This window comes from Pseudomonas sp. PDM05 (genome assembly GCF_014851685.1).
Classification (GTDB): domain Bacteria; phylum Pseudomonadota; class Gammaproteobacteria; order Pseudomonadales; family Pseudomonadaceae; genus Aquipseudomonas.
On the sequence record NZ_JACVAC010000003.1, the window covers coordinates 177,937 to 201,952 of the forward strand.

Sequence of the window (24,016 nt, forward strand, 5' to 3'; positions counted from 1 at the left end):
CACTCGATACGTAGGTAGTTCAAGGCCGGTCGATCAGGCATCCGCCGTTGGCCAGTAGTAGGCGTCCGGCATGGCGCGGGCGCCGAAAATGGCCTGGCCGACGCGCACGACGGTGGCGCCTTCTTCAATCGCAATTTCAAAGTCGCCGGACATGCCCATCGACAACTCGCCCAGGCCGACACCCGCCGGGGCGCTGTCACGCAGGCGTTCGCGCAATTCACGCAGACGTACAAAGCACGGACGCACGCGGACCACATCGGCGGAAAACAGCGCCAGGGTCATCAAGCCGCGAACCCGCAGCGCGGAAAACGCCGGCAGGGCCTGTAGAAAATCCGCCACGGCATCCGGCGCCAGCCCGTACTTGCTGGCCTCGCCGGAGGTGTTGACCTGGACAAACACATCCAGCTGGCGCCCCTCGATCTGCAAGCGACGGTCCAGCGCCTCGGCTACCCGCAGGCTGTCCAGCGCCTGGAACTCACTGGCAAAGCGCGCGACCTGCTTGGCCTTGTTGGTTTGCAGATGGCCAATCACCGACCATTGCAGGTCGGTCAGGTCGGCCATTGCCTCCCATTTGCGCTGCGCTTCCTGCACCTTGTTTTCCCCCAGCAACCGACAACCGGCGGCGTAGGCCAGGCGCAGATGCGCTTCATCAAAGGTCTTGCTCACCGGCAGCAGGCGCACGCTCGCCGGATCGCGTCCGACCCGCGCACAGGCGTCGCTGATCCGTTGCTGCACCGCCGCCAGGTTGCGGTGGAAATCCTCCACGCTGGTGGCCTGCGGATAGCGGCCGTGACCTGAGTGCAGGGTGCCGAGGTGTTGCGGTTGGGCGATGGTCACTGGGTCGCCTCCTTGACGTTCACGTCGGTCTCGGCCACTTGTGCCTTGCGCCGTGGCAGGCGGCCGTTGAGTACGGCGTACGCGGTCAGCCCGATCAATAGCCCCCAGAACGCGCCACCGATGCCCAGCAGGGTGATGTTGGCGGCGCACGCCAGGAAGGTAATCAGCGAGGCCTCGCGGGATTTGACGTCCGCCATGGCGCTGGCCAGGCTCCCGCCGATGGTGCCGAGCAGCGCCAAGCCGGCCAGCGTCGTGATGAACGTGGCCGGGAACGCCATGAACACAGCGGCCAGCGTCACCCCGAACACACCGATGAGGATGTAGAACACGCCCGCCGCTACCCCGGCGACCCAACGCTTGGACGGGTCTTCCGACGCTTCCTTGCCGGTGCAGATCGCTGCAGTGATCGCCGCCACGTTGAACGCATGGGAGCCAAACGGAGCCATGAGCAGCGAGCCCAGCCCGGTCACGGTCAGGATCGGGTTGGCGCTGGTCTTGAAGCCATCGTTGCGCAGCACCAGCATGCCCGGCATGTACTGGCCCGTCAGCGTGATCAGAAACAGCGGCAGCGCCACGCTGAGCAGCGCATTCAGCGAAAACTCAGGCGCGGTGAACACCGGCGCGGCCAATTGCAGCGACAGCCCGGAGAGGTCCACGCGGTTCTGCGTCAACAGAAACACCAACCCCAGCACCAGGATGCCGACTACGGCGTAACGGGCGGTAAAGCGTTTGAGCACGATGTAGGCGACGATCAGCAACCCCACCAGCACCGGGTCCAGGCTCATGCCACCAAACGCACCGATACCGAATTGCAGCAGGATCCCGGCGAGCAACGCCGCCGCAACACCTGGCGGAATCAGCCGGATGACTTTTTCAAAGCAGCCCGACAACCCCAGCAATACGAAGGCGACCGCGGAAATAATGTACGCGCCGACCGCCTCCGCGTAGGGCGTGGTGGACAACGCCACCACCAGGAACGCCGCGGCGGGCGTCGACCAGGCGGTGATGATTGGCTCGCGGCTGACCCAACTGAGAAACAGCCCGGTCACGCCGACGCCAATCGACACCGACCACACCCACGATGCCGTCAGCTCCGGACTGAGCCCGGCGACCCTGGCCGCCTGGAACACCAGGATAAAGGTCCCGCCATAGTTGACGATCACCGAGATTAGCCCGGCGATCACGGGATGAAACAGGTCGCGCAAGCGCAGCGACGACGGTGATCTCAGAGAAGACATGACGGATTTGCTCCTGACAGAACGAGGTTTCAGGCCCCGCGAGGTGGATAATTTTTAACCCTGAAATGGCTGGTTTTGCCCCGACACTTGCGCCAGGTTGACCAGACCACTTGGCAGACCGCCCGGGTTCAGCCATGCACGCGGGCAAAACCCTGCATGAAGTCGCCCAGCGCCGCGACGGAATCGAGCGTGACCGCGTTGTAGAGGCTGGCGCGCAATCCGCCGACCGAGGCGTGCCCCTTGAGCCCGTAGAAGCCGGCCTGTTCGGCGCGCTGCACAAAGGTCTTTTCCAGCGCGGTATCGGCCAGCCGGAACGGCACGTTGTTGATCGACCGAAACGGCACTTGCACGCTGTTGCGATAGAACCCGTCGCTGTTATCGAGCACGCCATAGAGCAACTCGGCCTTGGCCTGGTTGAGCCGGTGCAGGGCCTCGACGCCGCCGCTGCGCTTGATCCATTGGAGCGTCAGGTGGGTGAGATACCAGGGGAAGGTCGCCGGCGTGTTGAGCATCGACTGCGCGTCGGCGATGCGCGCATAGCTGAGGATGTCGGGGGTGAACGCCTGGGCGGCATCCAGCAGCGCCGGGTCGACAATCACCACCGTCAGCCCGGCAATGCCCATGTTTTTTTGCGCGGCGGCATAGATCAAGCCGTGCCGGGCCACGTCGATCGGCTTGGAAAGCAGGCTTGAGCAGGCGTCGCATACCAGCGGCACAGTGCTGTCGGGCACATCGGCAAATTGCACGCCGTGCACGGTTTCGTTCTCGGTGTAGTGCAGGTAGGCGGCGTCCGGGTTGAGGTTCCAGCCCGCCACGGCGGGGACGCGATCAAACCCGTCGGCCTTGGCGCTGGCGGCGATACGCACGTCGCAGTAACGCTGGGCAGCCTCGATGGCCTTGCCCGACCAGAGACCGGTATGCAGGTAGTCCGCGCTGCGTTTGTCGCCCAACAGGTTCATCGGCACCTGGGCAAATTGCAGCGAAGCACCGCCTTGCAGGAACAGCACCTTGTACGCGGCGGGCACCTGCAACAGCTCCCGCAGGTCCTGTTCGGCCTGGTGGGCGACTTCCATGAAGATCCCGCTGCGGTGGCTGATTTCCATCACCGACATGCCCGTGCCCGCAAAGTCGAAAAACTCCTCATGGGCTTGGCGCAGCACTTCCATGGGCAATGCCGCAGGGCCCGCGCTGAAATTGTGTGACCTGGCCATAATTGACGACTCCCTGTCGAAGCATGCACGCAGCATCTGGAATGGCCGCCGATGAAGGCGGTGGCAGGGTTTGAAGTCTACGGATAGACTGGCCTGCCGCTACAGGCCAATTCACGGAAGTTAGGCAGACCACATGGCAAAAACGTTCGAGTTGGAGACGCTGCAGATGCGGCTCAAGGATGCTGAATTCCAACTGCTGGACCTGCACCAGCGCATTCAACGCGCCTTGCGCGCCCTGATCCTGGAAGGCGCACTCGCCCCCGGCCTCAAGCTGCCGGCGACGCGGGTGTTGGCCAAATCATTGGGGATCGCCCGCGACACCGTGGAAAACGCCTACGTGCAGCTGCACCGCGACGGTTTCATCGTGCGCCGCGAAGGTTCCGGCAGCTACGTGTGCGACGCCATCGGTACCGACTTGCGCGGCGCCTCGCGCCGACGCATCAAGGCCCAGGAAGTCAAAAGCAACCAGGCCATACCCGGCGCCGGCTTGAGCCAGCGCGGGCGGATGATCCTCGACAGCGGCGGCGTCACCGATCAACAGGTGATCAAGGCGTTCGCCACCGGCCTGCCGGAAACCCGCACCTTCCCCACCGACGTGTGGGAGCGCCTGCAACGCCAGGTGATGAAGGACTATCGCAGCCATGTGCTGTTGCACGGCGACCCCCAAGGCGCCGAGCCGCTGCGCAAGGCCATCGCCACCTACCTGAACCTCGAACGTGGCGCCAAATGCTCGCCGGACCAGGTGCTGGTGCTGAGCAGTACCCGCCAGGCGCTGTTCCTGTGCGCCCAGTTGCTGGCAGACGTGGGCAAACCGATCCTGCTGGAAAATCCGGGCTACTACGGCGCCAAGAAGGCCTTTGAAACCGCCGAGACCAAGGTGCTGCCCATCGATGTCGACGAGCACGGCATTCGCACCGACCTGCTGTACGCCGACCGCAGCGGCGCCCACTGCGTGTACGTCACGCCTTCGCACCAATACCCGACCGGCGCCACGCTGACCCTGGAGCGCCGCCTCGAACTGATCAACTGGGCCGCGGAAAAAGGCAAATGGCTGATCGAAGATGACTACGACAGCGAGTTTCACTACGACGGCAAACCCACCGCCTGCGTGCAGGGCCTGGACAAGTACCAGCGCACGCTTTACATCGGCACCTTCAGCAAGACCCTCTACCCCGGCCTGCGCATGGGCTACATGGTGCTGCCGCGCGAGCTGGTCAAGGCCTTCACCTACGCCCGCAGCATGATGGACGGCCACACGCCGCAGATCCTGCAACTGACCCTGGCGCGCTTTATGGAAGACGGTCACTACAACGCCCACGTGCGCGCCATGCGCAAACTCTACGCCGGGCGCCAGTCGATCATGCTGGACGCGATCGGCAAGCACTTGGCCGGGGTGGTGACGGCCTGGCGCCCGCAGGGTGGCTTGCAGATCCCGTGTCTGCTGCATGAAGGCTGGTCGGAAGAGAAAACCATCCGCCAGGCCGCCAGTGCCGGTGTGCAGTTGTCCGGCCTCAGCCGACTGTATGCCGGCGAGGAAAAGAAGCAGGGCTGGCTGCTCGGCTATTCGTCCTTGACCGCCTACGAGATCGAAGCCGCCATGCTGCGCCTGGCGAATGCGCTGAAAACCCGCTAGTGACCCAGGGCGTAGTTCATCAACAGGCGCTGCGCCTGGGCATACATCCGCGCGCGCCGCAGCTTGTTGGCGCACGCTGTCGCGGCGGTCTGCGCTGGCGTGCGCAGGGTTTTGTGACGGGAGCGATGAGCGATGTCCGGCATGGCAGGTCCTTCTTCTGGCAAGTGGCGGGAGGCGTCAGTAGGGCAGCCTGAAGCGCTTGGTCAGGCTGGCGACGCCTTCGCGGATGGACGTCGCGGTGCGGCGGTCGAAGGTGCCGCTGCGGACCCCGCCGAGCAAGGCCAGGATCATGTCGCCGATTTCCTGGAACTCTTCGATGCCCATCCCCCGCGAGGTGCACGCCGCGCTGCCCAGGCGGATACCGGAGGTGACGTTGGGCTTGGCCTGGTCGCCCAGTACCGCATTGCGATTCAAGGTGATGCCGATCTGTTCCAGGGCGTGTTCGGCGACATTGCCCGCCAGGCCCCAGGGCCGCAGGTCAATCACCGCCAGGTGCGAGTCGGTGCCCTGGGACACCACCGACAACCCGCCCTCCGCCAGCCGTCCGCACAAGGCCCGGGCGTTGGCGATGACGGCATGGGCATAGGTGCTGAAGCCCGGTTGCAGGGCCTCGCCCAAGGCCACCGCCTTGGCCGCGATGATGTGCATCAGCGGCGCGCATTGCAGGCCTGGGAACACCGCCGCGTTGATTTTTTGCGCAATCACCGGGTCATTGCACAGGATGATTCCCCCACGTGGCCCGCGCAGTGTGGTGTGCGTGGTCGCCGTGGTGACATGGGCAAACTCGATCGGCGACGGAAACGCGCCGCCCGCGACCAGCCCGGCCACCTCGGCGATGTCGACCATCAGGTAAGCGCCCACCTCGTCGGCAATTGCGCGAAACCGCGCGTAGTCCAGCGTGCGCGAGTACGCCGAAGCGCCGGCGATCAGCAGTTGCGGACGCTCTTGTCGGGCGATGCGCTCGACTTCCTCCATGTCTACGCGATGCGTCTGCGGGTGCACGCCATAGCTCAAGGCCTGGAACCATCGGCCTGAGAGGTTGAACCGCGCGCCATGGGACAGGTGCCCGCCAGCCTTGAGGTCCAGCCCGAGGATCTTGTCCCCCGGCACCAGCAACGCCAGCAACACCGCCTGGTTCGCCTGGCTGCCCGAATAGGGTTGCAGGTTGGCGTAGGCGCAATTGAACAGCCGCTTGGCGCGTTCGATGCCGAGGTTTTCCACCACGTCGACGTTGTGGCAACCGGCGTAATAACGCCGCCCGGGGTAACCCTCGGCGTGCTTGTTGGTGAGGATCGATCCCTGGGCTTCGAGCACGGCGCGGCTGACCACGTTTTCCGTGGCCGTCAGCTCAATGGAATGGATCTGGCGCAGACGCTCGGCTTCGATCGCGCCCCAGACTTCGCGGTCCACCTGGGACAAGTGATCGGCACTGACGAATGGCAGCGCACATCCGTCCCTTCGAGCGAAATTCGGCATATTGACTCCTGTCGGCGCACATCGAATAGCAAGCCACACCCGCCAGCGGGCTTATCCATGGCCGACTACCCTAACGGCCTCCCGACGCGCCAGATAGACCATTGCGTGCCGGTTCTACAGACCACTTCGCAACCACACACCTTGTATCCCAGGGCACATCGCAAGCGGCTGGCATAACCCTACAAGTGGTCTGGTTACTCCGCCCGCAATGGACTACTGCGCAAGACCATAGCCTGCTTAATATCTGCGCCGATTCGAGCCGCAATGGCTTTTCCAATGCCCCGGCTCAACAAACGACTCTTCGCTCATTGAACAGGTTCAGCCATGTCGATCGTTCGTATCGGACTGCTCTCACAGGTCGCCACGGCGCACTTTGTCAGCCATTTGCACATCATGGTGCTGGCGGCATTGTTTCCGGTGTTGCCGGCGTTTCTGGGCGTCAGTTATGTGGAACTGGGCGTGGCGCTGAGCCTGTTCAATATCGTCACGGCGCTGGTGCAGGCCCCCATGGGTTACGCCGTCGACCACTATGGCGCCCGACGCCTGCTCATCGCCGCCGTCGCCTTGGGCAGCCTGAGCTTCCTGCTGATTGCGCTGTTCCCCAACTACACCTGCCTGCTGATCGCCATGGTCCTGGCGGGGCTGGCGAATGCTGTCTATCACCCGGCGGACTACGCACTGCTCTCCCAGGCGATCAACCCCGCCCATATCGGCAAGGCGTTTTCGGTGCACACCTTTGCCGGTTTTCTCGGCGCAGCGGTGGCCCCGGTATTGCTGCTCACGATTGCCACCGCCAGTCATCCGGGCCTGGCCTTCGTGGCGGCCGCGCTGGTGGGCGTGGTGGCGCTGGGGGTATTGCTGCTGCCCGGCTCGGGGCTGGCAGAAGTGAGCCATGTACGCCGCGTCGCCACGCCGTCCGACAGCAACGGCGGCCGACGGGCCGTGCTGCTCTCGCCGATGATCCTGAGCCTGACCTTGCTGTTTGTGGTGTTGAACCTGAGCACCAGCGCGATTGAAAAATTCTCTGTCGCGGCATTGATGCAAGGCCAGGGCGTGGCACTGACCTGGGCCAATGCGGCACTCACCGCATTCCTGTTCGCCAGCGCCTTTGGCGTGCTGGCCGGTGGTGCGCTGGCGGATCGGACCCGACGCCACGGCCTCGTCGCCGCCCTCGCCTTTGCACTGGCCGGCGTACTGATCCTGATTGTGGCCAACGCCGAATTGGGCGACATGGCCTTGTTGATCACCCTGGGCAGCGCCGGCTTCTTGACCGGCCTGATCGCCCCGTCCCGCGACATGCTCGTCCGCGCCGCCTCACCCAAGGGCGCCGAGGGCAAAACCTTTGGCATCGTCAGCACCGGCTTCAACATCGGCGGCACGCTGGGGCCGGTCGGTTTCGGCTGGCTGCTCGACAGGGGCCACCCCGACGCCATCTTCTGGGCCAGCGCCGCTTTCATGGGATTGACCGTGGCGTTGACCTTGATGCAGTCCTGGTACCTGGAGCGATCAAACCCATCAACCGCACCGCTTGTGGCCCTTAAATGACCCAGGACAACACCATGCCAACCGAATTGCCGCAGACTTGAAAAGCGCATGCCTGTAGAAAAAAACCACATGCGCAAACCAGACACAGACAAAAAAATAGCCTGACCAATGGGAAAGAAAACATGGACCGTTTGAACTGTGGAACCGATGACGTGGTTCAGAACATGCTGACGAAATTATCCGGCCTGTGGAAAACCCGCGCCGCCGTCAACAACCCACAACCCGACTACTGGAACCTGGCCTTCAACCCGGCCAAGCAGGATTTCAGTGCTTGCCTGCTGCCGTTCCGCGATCACCAGGCGTGGCGCGAAGCCCCGCAGGCCCTGCAATCGCAGTGCCTGTCCTACGCCTGGGGGATCTACAACCTCAAGACCATCTACATCGAATGCGATGTGGTGGTGCCTGCCTGCGAAGACATCATCAAGACCCCACCGCCCAGCCAGAACCGCGCCTTGCTGCAAGACGTGATGTCCCAGGCGCTGCTGGACGAGGCGCTGCATACGCGCATGTCGATCATGGCCTGCAACTACATCTACGACATGCGCAAACTCAAGCCGCTGGACTTCAGCGCGTTCAACCTGGTGACCTGGCGCGAAGGCCTGTTGGCCAACTGCACCGCCGAATGGGAACGGCGCCTGACCCGCTTTGGGGTCGCGTGCGCCAGTGAGACGCTGATCACCGACTACCTCAAGACCATGGCGGAAGACACCAGCATCCAGGCGATCTGCCATGAGGTCACCCGCACCCACGCCATGGACGAATGGAGCCATTCCAGCGTGTTCAGTTTCGTCGCGTCCGACATCGTGCACGGCCTGAGCCGCAAGGAGCGCGAGTACCTGCGCGCGGTGATTCTCAAGACCGTGCAGATGTTCGCCAACAACGAAATGGGCGCCTGGTCGAGCGTGTTCGCGATGCTCGACTTCCCCCATGCCCAGGACATCCTGCATGACGTCGGCGACAACAATGAGATCAGCGTCTACACCGACTCGGTCGAAGCCCTGATCGACCGCATCGGCCTGACCGGCAACGGCCTGGGCAACGTCGACAGCGCAATGGACGCCCTTCGCGAAAAGGCCCGCGCATGAACGGCATGACACTTCAGGCGCGCTGCGAAAGCGTTACCCATGAAACCGCCGACATCAAGGTCTTCGCCCTGCGCGCCCACGGCGCCAGCGCCGAGTTCCTCGACGGCCTGCGCCCCGGCCGGCATGTGGCGGTGAGTTACCCGGACACCACCGGCACGCCGCAGCAGCGCCTGTATTCGATCACCCGCACACCGGCGGCGGACCTGTTTGAAATTGCGGTCAAACGCGAAGGCCACGGCGGCGTCTCCGACCAATTGCACGCGACCTTGTGCGCAGGCGAAACGGCACCGATGCACTTTGTCGCCGGCGACATTTGCCTGGCCTCGATTGTGGATTGCCAGCGGGTCGGCATGCTCGCCGGCGGCATTGGTATCACGCTGCCGATCGCCTTGCTGCGCGGCCTGCGCGAACGTGCACAGCGCGGCTTGGCGGTGCCCGATGTGGCGCTGGTGTTGTGCGTACCGAGCATTGCCCAGATCCCGTTTTTGCAGGAGCTGCTGGAGCTGGAACTGACCACGGCGTGGTTCGCCTTGCAGGTGTTTGTCACCCGCGAGACGGTCAAGAGCAACGGCCACTTCAAGGCCGGGCGCCCCGGCGCCGCCGACCTGAGCCTGCTGGGCGCACCCGAGGCCGTGGTGATTTGCGGCAGCCAGGCATTTGCCCAAGGCATGCGCGAACACACCACGGCGCTGTTTCCTGACAGCACGCTGTTGATCGAATCGTTCACGCCGGTAGCGGCCCCCGCAGCGGCGGCCGAATCGCCGTCTAGCGTGCGCTTGCAGCTCAAGGACACCGACCAGGTGGTTGAAGGCCCCGCCGGCCAAAGCCTGCTGGCCATGCTCGAAGCCGGCGATATTGCCGTGCGCAGTCTGTGCCGGGCAGGGATCTGTGGTGTCTGCCGGGTCAAGGTGTCCGACGGCGACTACACCCTGCAACCGGACTTCTGCCTCAGCGATCAGGACAAGCAGCAAGGCTATGCCCTGGCCTGCTGCACCTTCCCGCGTTCCGGGACGCTCAACGTAGACCTGAACCCGCCGGCATGAACCGGCACTTAATCGCTTTCACACACGAGTTTTTTCCATGAAGACTGCAATTGCGCTGCGCCACATACATTTCGAGGACGCCGGCACCCTGGAAGCCGTCCTGGCCGCACAGGGTTACGCACTGCACTACCTTGACCCCCTGCTCGACACACTCGACAGCGCGCACGTGCAAAAGGCCGACCTGCTGATCGTGCTGGGTGGCCCGATCGGGGCCTACGACGAGCAGCTTTATCCGTTCCTGCATGACGAGCTGGCGCTGATCAACCAGCGTTTGCAGTCGGGCAAACCGATGCTGGGGATCTGCCTGGGGGCACAACTGATTGCCCGCGCCCTGGGTGCCAAGGTGTACCCGCTGGGCGTCAAGGAAATCGGTTTTTCAGCCCTGACCCTGACCACGGCCGGGCAGGATTCGGTGCTCGCGGCGCTGCAAGGCACCCCCGTACTGCACTGGCACGGCGACCAATTCGACATTCCCAAGGATGCCGTGCACCTGGCCAGCACGGCGGTCGGTGCCCACCAGGCATTCGCCCTGGGTCGCAACGTGCTGGCCCTGCAATTTCACCTCGAAGCCGATGTAAACAAGCTCGAACACTGGCTGGTCGGCCATGCCTGCGAACTGTCGCAAACCGGCATCAACCCCCACGCCTTGCGCGCCGCCGCCATCGAGCTGGGCGACCGCCTGACCGTGGCCGCCCGCGCCGTGATCAACGACTGGCTGGACGCACTGGAAACGCCAGCACAGCACTGAACAGCAGGCCGTCGACCGTGACAGCCGCCTGAGCGACACCCACTAAAAACACAAGGATGAGGAATTAACATGATCGTAGTTTTGTTTGAGCTGCAAGCGCTGCCGGGCCAGGGCGAGACCTATGTCGATCTGGTCAACAAGCTGACGCCGATGCTTGAGCCCATGGAAGGCTTCATCTCCGTGGAGTGCTTTCAAAGCACCCTGAACCCCAAGAAAGTCATGTCGGTGACCACCTGGCGCGATGAAGAAGCCGTGGTCCAATGGCGCAACGTAACCGCGCACCTGTCGGCGCAAAAAGCCGGCCGCGACAAGATCTTCGACGACTACCGCGTGCGCGTGACCTCGGTGATCCGTGACTACGGCCTGCGTGATCGGGTCCAGGCGCCGTACAACGAGGTGATCGACGCCCAGCCAGCGGGCGCGACCGTGTAACCCTCGGCTTACGCGCTTGAGCAACGCCGGTGTATGGGAATCGCTATCCCGTACACCGGCGTTGTCGTGTCTGGGTCAACGAAAGCGGTCAACCTCATGGCGCAGGCCCGCCGCCAGTGTCTCCAGCTCCTTGGCGGTAATCGCCAGGTTCGACACCACTTCACGCTGCTCGCTGTTGGCCAGGGCAATGCTTTGCAGGTTGCTGCTGAGCAAGGTCGCGGTGCTGCTCTGCTCCTGGGTCGCGGTGGTGATCGCGGCAAACTGCTGCCCCGCCGAACGGCTTTGCTCATCGATGCGCGCCAGGGCCGACGCGACATCGGCGTTGCGCGACAGGCCTTCCTGCATCAATACGTTGCCATGCTCCATGGTGCTGATGGCGTTGCCGGTCTCCTGCTGGATGCTCTGGATCATCCCGGAAATCTCGTCGGTGGCCTGGCGGGTACGCGAGGCCAGGTTGCGCACTTCATCGGCCACCACGGCAAACCCACGGCCCTGCTCACCGGCGCGCGCGGCTTCGATGGCGGCGTTGAGCGCGAGCAGGTTGGTCTGGTCGGCGATGGAGGTAATCACGCCGACGATCCCACCGATTTCCTGGGAACGCTGGCCGAGGGTGTTGATCACCGTGGCCGTGCTGTTCAAGGCGGTGGCGATGTGCTCCAGGGACGACGACGCCTCTTGCATCGAATTGCGGCCGATGCGCGTCTGCTGGGCGTTTTCCTGGGCCAGGCGTTCGGTGCTGCCCATATTGTCGGCAATGTTCAACGAGGTGGCGCTGAACTCTTCCACCGCGCCGGCCATGCTGGTGATCTCGCCGGATTGCTGCTCCATGCCTTCATAGGCACCGCCAGACAAACCGGACAACGCCTGGGCGCGGCTGTTGACCTCTTCGGCGGCCTTGCGGATATGCGAAACCATGGTCGACAGCGCTTCACCCATCTGGTTGAAGCTGCGTGCCAGTTGGCCGATTTCGTCATGGCTGGAGACGTTCAGACGGGCACTCAAATCGCCCGCGCCGAGGGCTTCGGCCTGGCGTACCAGGTCGCTCAACGGCGCCAGCTTGCTGCGTAGCAACCACACCGTTGCGCCCACCGCCAGCAACATCGCCAGTACGCTGCCGATGATCAGGCGAATCCCGACCGACCACGTCACGGAGCGAATCTCTGCCTTGGGCATGCTCGCCACCACCGACCACGGCCCACCGTCGAACGGCACCGCGACGCTGTAGAAGTCTTCGTTCTTGTCGCTCCAGAAGCGCCCTTCACCCGGCTTTTTCGCCAGGTCGACGATCACTGGGGCCGCCTGGTCCAGCGCCTGCACGCCCGCGGGCGGCACCAGCCAGTGTTTCTGCTCATCGAGCAGCGCCAGGGAGCCGGTCTGGCCAATGCGGAAACGCTTGAGGTTATCGAACTGGGCGTTTTGCGCGTCGGTGTAGTCGAAGCCGACAAACAGCACCGCGATGACTTTGCCCGCGCTATCGCGCACCGGCGTGTACTGGGTCATGTAGGAACGTTCGAACAACACTGCACGGCCGACGTAGCTTTGCCCGGCCAGCAGGCGTTGATAGGCCGGATGCTGGTGATCCAGCACGGTGCCGATGGCACGGCTGCCGTCCTGTTTGGTCAGGGACGTGCTGACGCGCACAAAGTCCTCGCCCGTGCGCACAAACACGGTGGCCACGCCGCCCGAGGTGTCCTTGAACTCATCGACTTCGGCGAAATCGTTGTTCAGCACCGCGTTGCCCAGGTACAGGCCCGGGGTCTGCACGCCGGCCACGCTCACCGGCTGGTCGGCACGCACACTCAAACCGGCGCCGAAGCGCTTCTCGAACAACCCGCTCAAGCGCTGGGTACTTTCGCGCAAGGTGCTGTGGAAGGTGTTGAGTTGATCGGCGAGCAGGCGCGCTTCGCTGGCCAGGTGTTCCTCGCGGGTGTCGAGGTTGGCGGAGTCGAGGGAACGCAAGGCAAACACCGTACTGCCGCTGATGACGACAGCCAGAATCACGGCGAGCGCGAGGCCTAGCTGGGAAGCAATCCGAGCACGAGGTTGAGACATGACAGCTCCTGGCCGAGGCCAGGATCATCCTGATCTCATAGCGCTGCTCGGCAAATTATCGGGTGGGTAGTGTTGGAGTACGATGGTTCCAACACACCTACTTCGGCGGCGCCGAGCAATACTTGAGCACTGCACAGGGGTATCACGCAAACGATTGCTATACCGAGCCGTCCTCCTTCAATCGAGGCGCTCTACCGCCGGCAGTGCCATGGCCTGCACCTCGCTCTGGAGAAAGTCCGCCAAGCGGCGCAGGCGCTCACCGCCGGGACGGGTTTTCGGCCACACCAGATAGTAATTTTCCCCACTGGCCACGGCAGTTGGCCACGGCAGGCTCAATCGCCCCTGGGCGACGTCTTCGGCCACCATCAGCAAGTCCCCCATGGACACGCCGTAACCCCGCGCAGCGGCGATCATGCCCAGCTCAAGGGTATCGAACACCTGCCCGCCCTTGAGCGAGACCTGCGACGACAAGCCCATGCGTTGCAGCCAGTTGCGCCAGTCACGGCGGTCGGGCGTGGGATGCAGCAACTCGGCAGTGGCCAGGCGCGCAGCGTCCCATGGGCCGTCGTCCAGCAGGTTCGGCGCGCCCACCGGGATCAACAACTCAGGGAACAGGTAGCAGGCTTCCCAGTCCGCCGGAAAATGCCCGTCGCTCAACAGCACCGCGCAGTCGAACGGCTCCTGGTTGAAGTCCACCTCGTCCACGCTCATCCACGCGCTGGTCAATTGCACCTCGTTGCCCGGCTGCAACGCGCGGAACCGGCTGAGCCGCGCCAGCAGCCAGCGCATGGTCAGGGTGGACGGCGCCTTCATGCGCAGGATGTCATCTTCGGCGTTCAAGGTATGGCAGGCCCGCTCAAGGGCGGCGAAGCCTTCACGCACGCCCGGTAGCAGCAGGCGGGCCGCTTCGGTGAGCTGCAACGTGCGGCCGCTGCGCTGGAACAGGCGGCAGGCGAAATGTTCCTCCAGGGTGCGGATGTGCCGGCTCACCGCGCTTTGGGTGATGGACAGCTCCTCTGCCGCGCGGGTGAAAGAGTGGTGTCGGGACGCGGCTTCAAATGCGCGCAACGCGTAAAGCGGAGGAAGACGACGAGACATAGGGAAGGCTCCGACAGCAGGATGCCGAAACCCTACCAGAATCATTCAGGCATGAGTTTTAATCATGCAAGTGATCGCTTTTATCCCTTTGTGCAATAGGCCCAGAGCGCCGAGAATCAACCCTTCCACAACCCTATGACTTTTTGAGCGTGATGATCATGCAGCATCCGGCACGTACCGAACTCTGGGCCATTCTGCGGCTGTCAGGGCCGTTGATTGCCTCACAGTTGGCGCACATGTTGATGGTGCTGACCGACACGCTGATGATGGCCCGCCTGAGCCCCGAAGCATTGGCCGGCGGAGGCCTGGGCGCGGCCAGCTATTCGTTCGTGTCGATTTTCTGCATCGGCGTGATTGCGGCGGTGGGCACCCTGGTAGCGATCCGGCATGGCGCGGGCGACATCGACGGTGCAACACGCCTGACCCAGGCCGGGCTGTGGCTGGCCTGGCTGATGGCGCTGGCCGCCGCCCTGCTGCTGTGGAACCTCAAGCCGGTGCTGCTGATGTTCGGCCAGACCGAAACCAACGTGCACGCCGCCGGGCAATTCCTCACGATCCTGCCCTTCGCCCTGCCCGGCTACCTGAGCTTCATGGCCTTGCGCGGTTTCACCAGCGCCATCGGCAAGGCCACCCCGGTGATGGTGATCAGCCTGTGTGGCACGGTGCTCAACTACCTGCTCAACCACGCCTTGATCGAAGGCATGTTCGGCTTGCCGAAACTGGGTTTGATGGGCATCGGCCTGGTGACCGCGATTGTGGCCAACGGCATGGCGTTGGCGTTGATGTGGTACATCCGCAGCAACCGCGCCTATGCTGCCTACCCGCTGGGCACCGGCCTCCTACGCCTGAACACGCACTATCTGCGCGAACTGTGGCGCCTGGGCCTGCCGATTGGCGGCACCTATGCGGTCGAGGTCGGACTGTTTGCCTTCGCCGCGCTGTGCATGGGCACCATGGGCAGCACGCAGCTGGCGGCGCATCAGATCGCCCTGCAAATCGTCTCGGTGGCCTTCATGGTGCCGGCGGGAATGTCCTACGCGGTGACCATGCGTATCGGCCAGCATTACGGTGCCGGGCAACTGCTGCAGGCACGTTTGGCCGGCCGGGTCGGCATCGGCTTTGGCGCCGCGGTGATGTTGGGATTTGCGGCGGTGCTGTGGCTGTTTTCCGACCCATTGATAGGACTGTTCCTCGACCATAACGACCCGGCATTCCACGACGTGATCGTCCTGGCCGTCAGCTTGCTGGCCGTGGCGGCGTGGTTCGAGTTGTTCGACGGGGTGCAGACCATTGCCATGGGCTGCATTCGCGGGCTGAAGGACGCCAAGACCACTTTCCTGGTGGGCCTGGGTTGCTATTGGCTGATCGGTGCACCGTCGGCGTGGCTGATGGCGTTCACCCTCGGTTGGGGGCCGACAGGCGTGTGGTGGGGTTTGGCGCTGGGGCTGGCGTGTGCGGCGGTGAGCCTGACGTGGGCGTTTGAGGCGAAGATGAAGCGGATGATCCGCCACGAGCCGCAGGCCCAAGCCACATTTCAGGCGGCACACGCGGAGTAACGACCTAACCAGGTCTACAACTGTGGGAGCGGGCTTGCTCGCGAATGCGGTGTATCAGTCACTGACTATTTGGCTGACCCAGCGCATTCGCGAGCAAGCCCGCTCCCACACAAGCCCGCTCGCACAGTCGACCGGCGTTGCAATTCAACCCAGTAAAGCCTCACGGCCTTTGCCGAAGGTCAGGTACTCGATCAGCTCCGGCAACGGCAACGGCTTGCTGATCAGATACCCCTGGGCCTGGTCGCATCCAAACAACCGCAACAACGCCAGTTGCTCAGGGGTTTCCACACCCTCGGCCACCACTTCAAGGTTGAGGTTGTGGGCCAGGTTGATCATCGCGTGCACCAGCTTGCGGTTCTCTTCGCGCTCTTCCATGCCGCCGACAAAGCTCTTGTCGATCTTGAGCAAGGCAATCGGCAGGCTGTTGAGGTGCACGAACGATGAAAAACCGGTGCCGAAATCATCCAGGGAAAAGCGCACGCCGAGGCGACCGAGGGCGTCCATGGTCTGCTTGACCAGATCGCTGCGGCGCATCACGGCGGTTTCGGTGAGTTCGAATTCCAGCCATTGCGCTTCCACGCCGCGTTCGGCGATCAGCCGGCTGAGGGTGGAGAGCAATTGGCTGTCCTGGAACTGGCGGAACGACAGGTTGACCGCCATGTGCAACGGCGGCAGGCCACGTTCGCGCAGGTCTTGCATGTCGCGCAGGGCCCGGGAAATCACCCAGTAACCCAACGGCACGATCAGCCCGCTTTGCTCGGCCAGGGGCACGAATTCGCTGGGCGGCAACAGGCCGCGCTCGCCGTGACGCCAGCGCACCAGGGCTTCGAGGCCGACGATGTGCCCGTCGTCCAGGTCCAGGCGCGGCTGGTAGTGCAACTCCAGCTCATCCCGACGCAAGGCGCGGCGCAGTTCGCTTTCCAGGTCGGCCAGGCTGCGCGCGTTACGATTGATGCGTTCGTTGAAAATATGAAAGGTGCAGCCCTGTGTGCTCTTGGCTTGCTGCATGGCGATGTGGGCGTGCCACATCAGCGGGTCGGCGCCAGCACGCGCACGCGCATGGGCCATGCCCAGGCTGCAACCGATCAACAGGCTTTCACCGTCCACCCAGTAGGGTTCGGCCATGACCTCGGTAATGCGTTCGGCCATCCACTCGGCGCGCTGGGGCGCACGGCGGGTGTCGATCAGCAGGGCGAATTCGTCGCTGCCCAGGCGCGCCAGTTGGTCGCCGGCTTCCAGCTGGCTCTTGAGCCGCGAGACCACTTGCAGGATCAACCGGTCGCCGGCCTGGTGCCCGAGGGCGTCGTTGGCGTGACGGAAATTGTCGAGGTCCAGGTGACCGAGGGCCAGGCCGCGACCTTCATTCTCGGCCAGCCGCGCCGCCAGCAAGGTCTGGAAACCCTGGCGGTTGGCGATACCGGTCAGCGGGTCTTGCTCGGCGAGGCGTTGCAGGGTGTTTTCCAGCACACCGCGTTCGCGCACATGGCGCAGGCAGCGGCGCAATGTATCGGCGTCCAACACCGTGCGAACCAGCCAATCGCTGGCACCCAACGGCGGCACCAGCGGCTCCTGCTCCAACAGCAACACACACGGCAAGCTGCAACGACCGGGAGCGGGTTGCAGGCCTGGCGTGGTCAATAGCACGGCACCGTGGTCGTCATCAAACAGACGACTTACGGAATCCCAATTTGGTGCACTGATCAGCACAGCCCCATCGCCCATCGGCGCCAGGCACTCGCGCAACAACGCTGCCCATGCCGGCTCATCGGCCAGCAGCAGCAAACGCAAGGGTTCGACAGGCGTAGACAAGCTAGCTCCCTAGACTCTGCAAGATTTCGTTGGCGACAGGCAGTATGACGTGCGGCCTGACAATCACCAATGATAGGGGTTATCAAATACACAGACTGCACGCAGTTAGTCGCAAATGCCCTGACATCCTGCGGCAAAGTAGCAAAACCGGCAAATTTAGATCGAGTGGTACGTCACACCGTCGTTCTGAGAGAGCAGAATCCTGCCAGCCTGTTAAAATGCCCGCCCTTTTGAACAACGACTCCTGAAATTCTGTATGTCCCGACTCAATCCCCGGCAGCAAGAAGCCGTGAACTACGTCGGCGGCCCTCTATTGGTGCTCGCCGGCGCAGGCTCCGGCAAGACCAGCGTGATCACCCGCAAGATCGCGCACCTGATCCAGAACTGCGGCATCCGCGCCCAGTACATCGTCGCCATGACCTTTACCAACAAGGCGGCGCGGGAAATGAAAGAGCGCGTCGGCACCCTGCTCAAGGGTGGCGAAGGCCGTGGCCTCACCGTGTGTACCTTCCACAACCTGGGCCTGAACATCATCCGCAAGGAGCATGCACGCCTGGGCTACAAACCGGGCTTCTCGATCTTCGACGAGACCGATGTGAAGTCGCTGATGACCGACATCATGCAGAAGGAATACGCAGGCGACGACGGCGTGGACGAGATCAAGAACATGATCGGCGCCTGGAAGAACGACCTGATCCTGCCGCCCCAGGCCCTGGAAAACGCACGCAACCCCAAGGAACAGACCGCCGCCATCGTCTACACCCACTACCAGCGCACGCTCAAGGCGTTCAACGCGGTGGACTTCGACGACCTGATCCTGCTGCCCGTGAAGTTGTTCGAGGAACACGCCGACATCCTCGAAAAATGGCAGAACAAGGTGCGCTACCTGCTGGTGGACGAATACCAGGACACCAACGCCAGTCAGTACCTGCTGGTGAAAATGCTCATCGGCAAACGCAACCAGTTCACCGTGGTAGGCGACGACGACCAGTCGATCTACGCCTGGCGCGGCGCCCGCCCGGAAAACCTGATGCTGCTCAAGGACGACTACCCGTCCCTGAAAGTGGTGATGCTGGAGCAGAACTATCGCTCCACCAGCCGCATCCTGCGTTGCGCCAACGTGCTGATCTCGAACAACCCCCACGAGTTTGAAAAACAACTGTGGAGTGAGATGGGCCACGGCGACGAGATCCGCGTGATCCGCTGCCGCAACGAAGACGCCGAAGCCGAGCGCGTGGCCGTGGAAATCCTCAGCCTGCACTTGCGCACCGACCGGCCCTACAGCGATTTCGCGATCCTGTATCGCGGCAACTACCAGGCCAAGCTGATCGAGCTGAAATTGCAGCACCACCAGGTGCCGTATCGCCTGTCGGGCGGCAACAGCTTTTTCGGACGTCAGGAAGTAAAAGACCTGATGGCCTACTTCCGGCTGATCGTGAACCCGGATGACGACAACGCCTTCCTGCGCGTGATCAACGTGCCGCGCCGCGAGATCGGTTCCACCACCCTGGAAAAGCTCGGCAACTACGCGACCGAACGCAAGATCTCGATGTACGCCGCCACCGACGAGATCGGCCTGGGCGAACACCTGGACACCCGTTTCACCGACCGCCTGTCGCGCTTCAAGCGCTTCATGGACAAGGTCCGCGAGCAGTGCGCCGGCGAAGACCCGATCAGCGCCCTGCGCAGCATGGTCATGGACATCGACTATGAAAACTGGCTGCGCACCAACAGCTCCAGCGACAAGGCCGCGGATTACCGCATGGGCAACGTCTGGTTCCTGATCGAAGCGCTGAAGAACACCCTGGAAAAAGACGAAGACGGCGAGATGACCGTCGAAGACGCCATCGGCAAGCTGGTGCTGCGCGACATGCTCGAACGCCAGCAGGAAGAGGAAGACGGCGCCGAAGGTGTGCAGATGATGACCTTGCATGCATCCAAGGGCCTGGAATTCCCCTACGTGTTCATCATGGGCATGGAAGAGGAAATCCTCCCACACCGCTCCAGCATCGAAGCCGACACCATCGAGGAAGAACGCCGACTGGCCTACGTGGGCATTACCCGCGCCCGTCAGACCCTGGCCTTCACCTTTGCCGCCAAGCGCAAGCAATACGGCGAAATCATCGATTGTGCCCCCAGCCGGTTCCTGGATGAACTGCCGCCGGACGACCTGGCCTGGGAAGGCAATGACGACACCCCGACCGAGGTGAAAGCCGTTCGCGGCAACACCGCCCTGGCGGACATACGCGCGATGCTAAAGCGCTAGAATCGACTACTTTTCAATCTACTTTCGACGCGTATTGCGTCAACAGAGGAAGCTTTCGTGGAAGCACTGCACAAGAAAATTCGCGAAGAAGGCATCGTGCTTTCCGATCAGGTACTCAAGGTCGACGCCTTTCTGAACCACCAGATCGATCCGGCGCTGATGAAACTGATCGGCGACGAATTCGCTGCGCTGTTCAAGGATTCGGGCATCACCAAGATCGTCACCATCGAAGCCTCGGGCATCGCGCCGGCGATCATGACGGGCCTGAACCTGGGGGTCCCGGTGATTTTTGCACGCAAGCAGCAATCGTTGACCCTCACCGAAAACCTGCTGTCGGCGACGGTGTACTCCTTCACCAAGAAAGTCGAAAGCACCGTGGCGATCTCGCCGCGCCACCTGACCAGCAGCGACCGTGTACTGGTGATTGATGACTTCCTGGCCAACGGCAAGGCGTCCCAGGCGCTGATTTCGATCATCAAGCAAGCCGGTGCCACCGTTGCCGGCCTGGGGATCGTGATCGAGAAATCGTTCCAGGGTGGCCGTGCAGAGCTGGATGCGCAGGGTTATCGGGTTGAGTCGCTGGCACGGGTGAAGTCGCTGGAGGGTGGTGTGGTGACCTTCATCGAGTAAGCACTACTCCTGAACGCGCACAGTTAAAAATGTGGGAGCTGGCTTGCCTGCGATCGCGGTGGTACAGCGACATTGATGTCGCCTGACACTCCGCTATCGCAGGCAAGCCAGCTCCCACAGTTGGTTTTGTGTGGGTTGTTAGTGCGCGGTGGCCTGTAGGCCGGCGAGCAGCAGGCGCTGGTACAAGTCCTCTTTCAGCCCTTCCGGCTGATCCAACCCCATCCGTTTCAAGTGCTCTGGAAACACCTCCGGCTCCGGCGCATCCAACGCCGCCTTGCCCAACTCCAAAATCTCCGTCAGCTTGAATTTGCTCTTGAGCCAGTTCAACGCGCGCAACAGATCCCGCTCCTCCTCGGTAAAGTCGCTGCCCAGCGGGTACTCCGTAAACAACCGTCGATGCCGTGCCTGGATACCTGTGAGCCGCTGCGGCGTGTTGTCGGCAAAGCGCGGATCGAGCTGAAAATCCTTGGGCAACTTGCCGGCCTTCTGTGCCTGTTCGATCAAGTCGTGCTGGAAGCGTGAGTCGGTGATATTGAGCAACGCCTCAATCACCTTGGCATCCGTCTGACCGCGCAGGTCGGCGATTCCGTACTCGGTGATGACAATGTCCCGCAAGTGTCGGGGAATGGTGCAGTGGCCGTAGTCCCAGACGATATTGGAGCTGACCTCCCCCGCCGCCTCGCGCCAGCTGCGCAGGATCAGGATCGAGCGCGCGCCCTCCAGCGCATGGCCCTGGGCCACGAAGTTGTACTGCCCGCCCACACCGCTGAGTACCCGGCCATCTTCCAACTGGTCGGCCACCCCCGCACCGAGCAAGGTGACCATGATTGCGCTGTTGATAAACCGCGCATCCAGGCGTTGCAGGCGCTTGAGTTCTTCCTGGCCGTACAGCTCGTTGATGTAGCTGATGCGGGTCATGTTGAATTCAAGGCGTTTGCCGTGGGTCATCTCCTGTAGGCGCTGGTAAAAACTCCGCGGCCCGACAAAGAAACCGCCGTGGATCGAAACCCCATCCGATTGCGCGGCATCGTCCAGGGTGCCGGCGTTGGCCTGTTCCTGGGTCGGCACATCCGGGTAGACCTTGCGCCGCACAATCCCGGCATCGGCCAGCACCAGCAGACCGTTGACGAACATTTCGCTGCAACCGTAAAGGCCGCGGGCGAAGGGTTCGACGCCGCCTTCATGGCTGATCAGCGGCGCCCACTGGTACACGTCGAGGTCGGTCAGCAACGAGCGGTAGGCTTCGTTGTCGGCCTGGCGCGCCAGCAGCGCGGCGGTCAGCGCATCGCCCATGGAGCCGATGCCGATCTGCAAGGTGCCGCCATCGCGCACCAGGGTGCTGGCGTGCAGGCCGATAAAGTGGTCCTGAAACCCCACCGGCATGTTTGGCGTGGAGAACAGCGTGGTGCTGTCCTTTTCGTCGATCAGGTAATCAAAGGCGTCCATGCCCAGTTCGGAATCACCGGGCATGTAGGGCAACTCGGTGTGGACCTGGCCGACGATCAGGACGGTTTCCCCGGCGGCGCGGCGCTTGGCGATCATCGGTAGCAGGTCGAGGGTGATGTCAGGGTTGCAGCTCAGGCTCAGGCGATCAGGATGCTCGGCGCTGCTGGCCACCAGTTGCGCCACCAGGTTCAGGCCGGCGGCGTTGATGTCCCGGGCGGCGTGGCTGTAGTTACTGCTGACGTAATCCTGCTGGGCCGAAGTGCTGTGCAGCAGGCTGCCGGGCTGCATGAAGAACTGCTGCACGCGGATGTTGTGTGGAAGGCTGTCTTTGCGTAGGTCGGCGAGAAAATCCAACTCGGGATAATCGCCAAACACCCGTTCAATAAAAGGTTCGAGAAAGCGTTTCTGCAAGCCGTCGCCCAGGGTTGGACGGCCCAGGCTCAGCGCGGTGTAGATCGTCAGCGCCCGCTCCGGCAGCTTGGCAACGCGCCGGTACAACGCATTGACGAACAGGTTGGGCTTGCCCAGACCCAACGGCATGCCCAAATGAATATGCGCCGGCAAACGCGCGAGTACGTCGTCAACTGCTTGCTCGATTGAACACAACTGCACCATCCGACCCTCCTGAACATTCCGTGATTAGGGGTTGGACAGAGAGTGGCGGGTGTTTGCTGCAATGAACAGCCCTCAGCACACATAACGGGCACAAAAAAGCCGCTCGTAAGCGGCTTTTTTGGCGAAGATCGGCGGATTAAAGCCCGGACATCTTCTTGATGGCGCCCTTGAGGTCGTCATCCGAGCAATCAGCGCAGGTGCCTTTTGGCGGCATGGCGTTGATACCGGTGATCGCCTTGGCCAGGATGCCGTCGAGGCCGCCCTGGTGGTCGGCGCGCTCTTTCCAGGCGGCGGTGTCGCCGATTTTCGGCGCGCCCAACAGGCCGGTACCGTGGCAGGCGTTGCAGTGCTTGGCAATGATGTCATCCGGGGTTTTCGCCCCGCCTCCACCAGCGGCGACAGCGACTTCCATCCCCTTGCATTCCTGGCCCTGGACGCAGACTTGGCCGACCGGCTCCAGGCGTTTGGCAATGTCATCATTGGTCGCAGCTTGAGCGCTGACAGCCCATAGGGCCAGTACGGTTGCTGGTGCAGCCAGCATTTTCATAATTAGGTTCACGCGTTCACCCTCAATGGTGGCTATTCACGCCTGCGGCCACGGTTTCGCAGGCGGCGAAAGTATAACGGTTAGCCCGCCGGGCCGAAACAACCCTATTAAATAAAGGGGGATTCAGCCCTGCGGATACGGCTGCGGGAACCTCTGCAACGCTGGCAGGGCGCCTCTTTTGTTAAAAGTTCGCGGGTGTGGCTGCGCTGATTAGTCGCGCCGGCACATCGAACGGATTGCGAAAACGATGGGGCTTGGTGCTTTCAAAGTAGTAGCTATCGCCGGCTTCGAGCACAAAAGTTTCAAGACCGACCACCAATTCCAGACGACCTTCCACCAGAATCCCGGTTTCTTCGCCTTCATGGGTGAGCATTTCTTCGCCAGTATCGGCGCCCGGCGGGTAGATCTCGTTGAGAAACGCAATCGCCCGGCTGGGGTGCGCCCGGCCTACCAGTTTCATGGTGACGGCGCCGTCAGAGATGTCGATCAGCTCATTGGCTTTATAGACGATCTGCGTCGGTATTTCCTGGAGGATCTCCTCGGAAAAGAACTCGACCATGGACATGGGGATACCGCCCAGCACCTTGCGCAAGGAGCTGATCGAGGGGCTGACGCTGTTTTTTTCGATCATCGAAATGGTGCTGTTGGTGACACCCGCACGCTTGGCGAGCTCGCGCTGGGAAAGACCCTTCAGTTTACGGATGGATTGCAGTCGTTCGCCGACGTCCAATGCAGGAGCCTCCTAGGAT

20 protein-coding genes are annotated in these 24,016 nt (G+C 62.8%); 9 read left to right on the plus strand and 11 right to left on the minus strand.

Going from position 1 to position 24,016, the window contains the following annotated elements; genetic code table 11:
- Positions 1-33: 33 nt before the first annotated feature.
- From IB241_RS08415 to serC, 3 genes are all read right to left on the minus strand, one after another.
- Positions 34-837 carry a YggS family pyridoxal phosphate-dependent enzyme gene (locus IB241_RS08415; protein WP_412547866.1) on the minus strand — a complete coding sequence of 268 codons (804 nt, stop codon included), beginning with the start codon at positions 835-837 and terminating at the stop codon, positions 34-36.
- Complete coding sequence (locus IB241_RS08420) at positions 834-2,075, minus strand: benzoate/H(+) symporter BenE family transporter (RefSeq protein ID WP_192297982.1); 1,242 nt, start codon at positions 2,073-2,075, stop codon at positions 834-836. The genes IB241_RS08415 and IB241_RS08420 overlap by 4 nt, the downstream gene beginning before the upstream one ends.
- A gap of 128 nt (positions 2,076-2,203) precedes the next feature.
- On the minus strand, positions 2,204-3,286 hold the full coding sequence (gene serC / locus IB241_RS08425) for a 3-phosphoserine/phosphohydroxythreonine transaminase (protein WP_192297983.1): 1,083 nt from the start codon (positions 3,284-3,286) through the stop codon (positions 2,204-2,206).
- Between the two features lie 133 nt (positions 3,287-3,419).
- Between serC and IB241_RS08430 the strand changes: the two genes are divergently transcribed.
- On the plus strand, positions 3,420-4,919 hold the full coding sequence (locus tag IB241_RS08430; protein WP_192297984.1) for a PLP-dependent aminotransferase family protein: 1,500 nt from the start codon (positions 3,420-3,422) through the stop codon (positions 4,917-4,919).
- On the opposite strand, the gene IB241_RS08435 is transcribed toward IB241_RS08430, so the two are convergent.
- Together IB241_RS08435 and IB241_RS08440 are read right to left on the minus strand one after the other, a co-directional pair.
- Positions 4,916-5,062 (minus strand): hypothetical protein, encoded by a 147-nt coding sequence (locus IB241_RS08435; protein WP_192297985.1) that lies wholly within the window; start codon positions 5,060-5,062, stop codon positions 4,916-4,918. The genes IB241_RS08430 and IB241_RS08435 overlap by 4 nt on opposite strands.
- A gap of 34 nt (positions 5,063-5,096) precedes the next feature.
- Positions 5,097-6,395 carry a serine hydroxymethyltransferase gene (locus IB241_RS08440; protein WP_192297986.1) on the minus strand — a complete coding sequence of 433 codons (1,299 nt, stop codon included), beginning with the start codon at positions 6,393-6,395 and terminating at the stop codon, positions 5,097-5,099.
- 324 nt (positions 6,396-6,719) lie between these two features.
- Between IB241_RS08440 and IB241_RS08445 the strand changes: the two genes are divergently transcribed.
- From IB241_RS08445 to IB241_RS08465, 5 genes are all read left to right on the plus strand, one after another.
- Positions 6,720-7,940, plus strand: a complete 1,221-nt coding sequence (locus tag IB241_RS08445; RefSeq protein WP_192297987.1) for an MFS transporter — start codon at positions 6,720-6,722, stop codon at positions 7,938-7,940.
- Positions 7,941-8,062: 122 nt separating this feature from the next.
- Positions 8,063-9,025, plus strand: coding sequence for an AurF N-oxygenase family protein (locus IB241_RS08450; RefSeq protein WP_192297988.1), 963 nt, complete (start codon positions 8,063-8,065; stop codon positions 9,023-9,025).
- Positions 9,022-10,068, plus strand: a complete 1,047-nt coding sequence (locus IB241_RS08455) for a 2Fe-2S iron-sulfur cluster-binding protein (RefSeq protein ID WP_192297989.1) — start codon at positions 9,022-9,024, stop codon at positions 10,066-10,068. Before IB241_RS08450 ends, IB241_RS08455 begins: the two co-directional genes overlap by 4 nt.
- 37 nt (positions 10,069-10,105) lie before the next feature.
- Entirely contained in the window at positions 10,106-10,816 is a 711-nt protein-coding gene (locus tag IB241_RS08460) for a glutamine amidotransferase (RefSeq protein WP_192297990.1), read from the plus strand.
- A gap of 69 nt (positions 10,817-10,885) precedes the next feature.
- On the plus strand, positions 10,886-11,248 hold the full coding sequence (locus tag IB241_RS08465; RefSeq protein WP_192297991.1) for an antibiotic biosynthesis monooxygenase family protein: 363 nt from the start codon (positions 10,886-10,888) through the stop codon (positions 11,246-11,248).
- A gap of 75 nt (positions 11,249-11,323) precedes the next feature.
- Here the strand turns inward: IB241_RS08465 and IB241_RS08470 are convergent, their stop codons facing one another.
- Entirely contained in the window at positions 11,324-13,300 is a 1,977-nt protein-coding gene (locus tag IB241_RS08470; protein WP_192297992.1) for a methyl-accepting chemotaxis protein, read from the minus strand.
- 177 nt (positions 13,301-13,477) lie between these two features.
- The gene (locus IB241_RS08475) at positions 13,478-14,398 is read right to left on the minus strand and encodes a LysR substrate-binding domain-containing protein (RefSeq protein WP_192297993.1); all 921 of its coding nucleotides are present in this window, start codon (positions 14,396-14,398) and stop codon (positions 13,478-13,480) included.
- 152 nt (positions 14,399-14,550) lie between these two features.
- On the opposite strand from IB241_RS08475, the gene IB241_RS08480 reads away from it, so the two are divergent.
- Positions 14,551-15,954 (plus strand): NorM family multidrug efflux MATE transporter, encoded by a 1,404-nt coding sequence (locus tag IB241_RS08480; protein ID WP_192298244.1) that lies wholly within the window; start codon positions 14,551-14,553, stop codon positions 15,952-15,954.
- A 144-nt stretch (positions 15,955-16,098) separates the two neighbouring features.
- On the opposite strand, the gene IB241_RS08485 is transcribed toward IB241_RS08480, so the two are convergent.
- Positions 16,099-17,763, minus strand: coding sequence for a putative bifunctional diguanylate cyclase/phosphodiesterase (locus tag IB241_RS08485; RefSeq protein WP_192297994.1), 1,665 nt, complete (start codon positions 17,761-17,763; stop codon positions 16,099-16,101).
- Between the two features lie 256 nt (positions 17,764-18,019).
- On the opposite strand from IB241_RS08485, the gene rep reads away from it, so the two are divergent.
- Together rep and IB241_RS08495 are read left to right on the plus strand one after the other, a co-directional pair.
- Complete coding sequence (gene rep / locus IB241_RS08490) at positions 18,020-20,029, plus strand: DNA helicase Rep (protein ID WP_192297995.1); 2,010 nt, start codon at positions 18,020-18,022, stop codon at positions 20,027-20,029.
- A gap of 57 nt (positions 20,030-20,086) precedes the next feature.
- Positions 20,087-20,659: a xanthine phosphoribosyltransferase gene (locus tag IB241_RS08495; RefSeq protein WP_025856334.1), complete on the plus strand. Its 573-nt coding sequence runs from the start codon at positions 20,087-20,089 to the stop codon at positions 20,657-20,659.
- Positions 20,660-20,797: 138 nt separating this feature from the next.
- On the opposite strand, the gene IB241_RS08500 is transcribed toward IB241_RS08495, so the two are convergent.
- From IB241_RS08500 to IB241_RS08510, 3 genes are all read right to left on the minus strand, one after another.
- Complete coding sequence (locus tag IB241_RS08500) at positions 20,798-22,720, minus strand: acetyl-CoA hydrolase/transferase family protein (protein ID WP_192297996.1); 1,923 nt, start codon at positions 22,718-22,720, stop codon at positions 20,798-20,800.
- Positions 22,721-22,856: 136 nt separating this feature from the next.
- Positions 22,857-23,267, minus strand: coding sequence for a c-type cytochrome (locus IB241_RS08505; protein ID WP_042945469.1), 411 nt, complete (start codon positions 23,265-23,267; stop codon positions 22,857-22,859).
- A gap of 181 nt (positions 23,268-23,448) precedes the next feature.
- Positions 23,449-23,997 carry a cupin domain-containing protein gene (locus IB241_RS08510; protein WP_003176893.1) on the minus strand — a complete coding sequence of 183 codons (549 nt, stop codon included), beginning with the start codon at positions 23,995-23,997 and terminating at the stop codon, positions 23,449-23,451.
- Positions 23,998-24,016: the final 19 nt, after the last annotated feature.